This window comes from Brachybacterium sp. (assembly GCF_052095815.1).
Lineage (GTDB): Bacteria > Actinomycetota > Actinomycetes > Actinomycetales > Dermabacteraceae > Brachybacterium.
In genome coordinates, this window is the sequence record NZ_JBQDLF010000094.1 from 1 (window position 1) to 3,804 (window position 3,804).

Here is a 3,804-nt window from a genome sequence, read left to right on the forward strand (position 1 = left end):
CGTTCTACGTCAACGACGCGACGCTCCCCATCACCACGAACCGGGAAGAGCCGGGTACTGCTGCACGCCGCCGCGCCGATGCCGTCACGGATCGCCGCGGGCAGGCTGCTCGCAGCCGTGCGCTGGATCCTCGACGATCCGGGCACCGGGCTGTCGTGGGGCGGGACGGACGCCGCGGCAGAGACGGCGGCCGGGGCATCGACCGGATGCGCCGTGATCGTGCCCTCGGGCCGCTACCGCACGAGCCTGGTCAGCGCCGCCCGACGCTCCGACGTCGCGGTCATCGCCGCGACCCCCCGGACCGCACTGAAGGACCTGACGGAGCTGGTGAGCGCGCTGCGGGAGTGCGGGATCGAGGTCGTCGTCGGGCTAGCCGGCGCTCCGGCCCCGCCCCCGTCCGCTGAGGAGAGCGCTCAGGAGCGCCCCGCCCCGCAGCGGCACCGCGCCACCGGCACGGAGCAGCGCACGGTCGATCCGGCCCTCGTCGCCGGCTGAGCCCAGCTGGCCCGAAGCGCCCCACCTCTGTAAAGGGGTGGGCGCTTCGCCGTGCGCGGGGAGCGTGCGCGCAGGCGTAGCTGGTCCGTGCTCATGATCGCGCGACTGGCACTGTTCGGGATCGTGCGTCGAGGCGATGTACCAGATTCTCAGGACGTGCCGAGGTTGCTGCCACGCAGAACCCGCTGTTACCTTTCGCCGAGCGAAAGATTCATTGTTGCTCCCGATCTCGTACTAGGAGAATCTCCGTCATACGCCGTCGAAATCTACTCGCCGCTTCCGAATGACATCCTCCTCCAAGAATCCCAGGCCTGGTCTCCGTGTGGCCGTCCTGACCTTCGTGGTCCTGGCCATCGTCGCCCTGCCCACCGCCCTCTGGTTCGGGCTGGGTGAAGCGCTGTTCGGCGGCTCGGGCCAGGACATCGGCCTGACAGTGCTGATCTTCGCAGTGGGCCTCGGCCTGATCTGGTCGGTACAGTTCCTGTGGCAGTCCCACAAGGAGGGGCGGAGGGCGGATTCCCGGCGCCGCCAGGACTCGGCACCGTCGGGAGGCTCCCGCCGATAGAGCGCCGGAAGAGCCTCCGGACAGCGGAACGCCCCCGCATGAGGGCTCAGCACTTCCCTCATGCAGGGGCATCACCCCGTCCCGGGCGCGTCGCTCAGTACGCTCCGCGGGAGGCCAGCACGGCGCGCGCGGTGCGCGCCAAGATCAGCAGGTCCTGGGCGAAGGACCAGTTGTCGACGTAGAAGAGATCCAGTCGCACGGTGTCCTCCCAGGAGAGGTCGCTGCGTCCGGAAACCTGCCACAGCCCGGTGATCCCGGGCCGCACGGCCAGGCGCGGTGGGCGTCGCCGTCGTAGCCGGTGACCTCCTGGGGCAGCGCGGGTCGCGGCCCGACCAGGCTCATGTCGCCGCGCAGCACGTTCCACAGCTGCGGCAGCTCGTCGAGCGAGTAGCGGCGCAGCACCTTGCCCACCCGCGTGATGCGGGGGTCGTCGGACATCTTGAACAGCACGTCGTTGCCACGGTCGCGGGCGAGCTGCTCGAGCTCGGCCCGTCGGGCTTCGGCGTCGACCACCATGGAGCGGAACTTCAGGAACTCGAACGGCTCCCCTGTGCGTCCCACCCGCTGCTGGCGCAAGACGACGCCCCCGCCGTCGCTGAGGCGCACGCAGAGGGCCACGATGCCCAGCACGGGTGCCAGCAGGAGCAGCAGGGCGGCGCTGGCGACGATGTCGAACAGCCGCTTGCCGCGGCGCAGCGCCTTGCGTGCGCGCGGGAGGTCCATGTGCACCAGCGGCAGGCCGGCGACGGGGCGCATCCGGATCCGGTCGCCGGAGATCTCGCTGACGCCGGGGACCACGATCACGCCGACGTCGAGCCCCTCGAGCTCCCAGGCGACACGGCGGAACTCCTCGGCGCTCGCGGAGGAGCCGGCGGTGAACAGCACGATGTCCGGCTGCTGGGCGCGCACCAGGTCCAGCAGCTGGGACTCGTCGCCGAGGATCGGCACGCCGGCGCCCTCGCCGCGGCGCGCATCGCTGATCGGGGTGATGGCACCGACCACGTCGTATCCCAGCCAGGTTTCGCGGGTCAGGGTGCGCACGATGCCGCGCACGTGCCCGGTGGAGCCGACCACGAGCACCTGGGAGCGCAGCTGCCCGCGGGTGCGGGCGAGGTTGACGCCGCGCCGGGCGATGGCTCTGACTAGCAGCAGCAGCAGGGGGCCCACCAGGAACAGGGCGACGAAGTAGGGGCGGGAGAGCGGGATATCCGCAAGGAAGAGCACCGCACCGGTGAGCCCCACCGCTCCGAGGCTTCCCACCAGCACGTTGCGGTAGATCTCGGGTCCAGCGGACACCAGTCGGGGGTTCGACGCGCCGGAGATCAGAATGGCGAGCATCCAGGCGGTGGCGATCACCACCGATGTGCGCACCACGTAACCGGAGAGGTTCGGAGCGGAATCCAGGAACGCGAGGTTCTGCCGGATCAGGACCGCGATCACGCAGGCCACCGCGAGCGCCAGGAGGTCCGCCGCGACGATCATGGAGACGACCAGGCGGTCATCGCTGCGGTCCTTGCGGCGAGGACGCGCGGACCAGGTGGAGGCTCGCAGCGGAGATCGACCGCCGAGCAGAGGGACCGAGGGTCCAGCAGCTTTGACTGTCTGCGGTAATGCCACGTGCACCTCTCAGCGATCGGAGCCGGGATGGAGCGGTCAGGCCCAGCACCGGGAGCGGGTCCGTCCGCACCATCGCGACCCACACCCATCTGATGTCCGTTTTGCCCTGCTTGTCCGGCTTGTCTGAAATGCGACTATACCTCTCCTCGTGGAGGAATGGGAGATGCACTGCACTCTGCGCCGCGAGGAGACCCCTCGGAACGAGGGGTTACGGCCACAGGGACGTCCTGGAAAGAGACAGCACGACGCAGCGCGCCAACCCCGAAGGGTCGGCGCGCTGCGTCAGGTGTCGGAGCTGAGCGGGGCTCCCGCCTGCGGCGGCTCAGCCGTTGAGGTGCTCCTGCAGCGCCTTCACGGTGGAGTAGCTGGTGCGGAAGTCCCACACGCCGTTGCTGCCGTGGCCGATCGCGGCACGGAGCTTCGCCGTCGTCTCGGCGCCGATCTTCCCGTCGGCGGTGGCACCGATCTTGGACTGCAGGGCCTTGATGTCGGCGGTCGAGAGCGAGCCGTCCTGGCTCACGCCCACCCAGGCCTCGAGCGCACGGGTGGTGGCCGGACCGAACTTCCCGTCCACGACGAGTGCGCCGCTGCTCGGCGCCGAGGGAGCCGGGGCGGTCGGTGCCGAGGGCGCGGGGGCGCTCGCGGCCGGAGCTCCGCTGTTGAGGAAGGACTGGAGCGCCTTCACGGTCGCGTAGTTCGAGCGGAAGTCCCAGGCGCCGTTGCCGCTCAGGCCCATCGCCGCACGGAGCTTGGTGGTGGTCTCGGCGCCGATCTTCCCGTCGGCGGTGGCACCGACCTTGGACTGCAGCGCCTTGATGTCGGCGGTCGAGAGCGAGCCGTCCTGGCTCACGCCCACCCAGGCCTCGAGCGAGCGGGTGGTCGCCGCCCCGAACTTGCCGTCGACCGCGAGTGCGCCGGGGCTGGTGCGCACGTCGTCGCGGGAGGCCGAGTCCTCGCGGCCGCCGGGCTGGGCGTTCGCATCCGCGCCACCGTTGGACCTGGTGAGACCTGCCCGCTTGCCGCAGGTGGGCCACGCTCCGGGGCCCTGCTCATGCAGGGTGCGCTGGGCGATGGCGATCTGCTCGGACTTCGTGGCCTGGTTCGCCTGGCTCGCGAACTCGTGGCCG

General features: G+C 70.6%; 4 protein-coding genes and 1 pseudogene. 2 read left to right on the forward strand and 3 right to left on the reverse strand.

Going from position 1 to position 3,804, the window contains the following annotated elements:
* Both ACTH43_RS18395 and ACTH43_RS18400 read left to right on the forward strand, forming a co-directional pair.
* Positions 1 to 495, forward strand: a 495-nt coding sequence (locus ACTH43_RS18395; RefSeq protein ID WP_441446330.1) for a hypothetical protein, incomplete at its 5' end; no start/stop codon positions are given.
* Positions 496 to 817: 322 nt separating this feature from the next.
* On the forward strand, positions 818 to 1,060 hold the full coding sequence (locus ACTH43_RS18400; protein WP_441446331.1) for a hypothetical protein: 243 nt from the start codon (positions 818 to 820) through the stop codon (positions 1,058 to 1,060).
* A gap of 94 nt (positions 1,061 to 1,154) precedes the next feature.
* Here the strand turns inward: ACTH43_RS18400 and ACTH43_RS18405 are convergent, their stop codons facing one another.
* The 3 genes and pseudogenes from ACTH43_RS18405 to ACTH43_RS18415 all read right to left on the reverse strand — a co-directional run.
* Positions 1,155 to 1,424 carry a sugar transferase gene (locus tag ACTH43_RS18405; RefSeq protein ID WP_441446332.1) on the reverse strand — a complete coding sequence of 90 codons (270 nt, stop codon included), beginning with the start codon at positions 1,422 to 1,424 and terminating at the stop codon, positions 1,155 to 1,157.
* Positions 1,406 to 2,542 (reverse strand): annotated as a pseudogene (locus tag ACTH43_RS18410) (sugar transferase); the annotation flags it as partial. The pseudogene ACTH43_RS18410 and the gene ACTH43_RS18405, both read right to left, overlap by 19 nt.
* 457 nt (positions 2,543 to 2,999) lie before the next feature.
* Positions 3,000 to 3,804, reverse strand: an 805-nt coding sequence (locus ACTH43_RS18415) for a transglycosylase family protein (RefSeq protein WP_441446333.1), incomplete at its 5' end; no start/stop codon positions are given.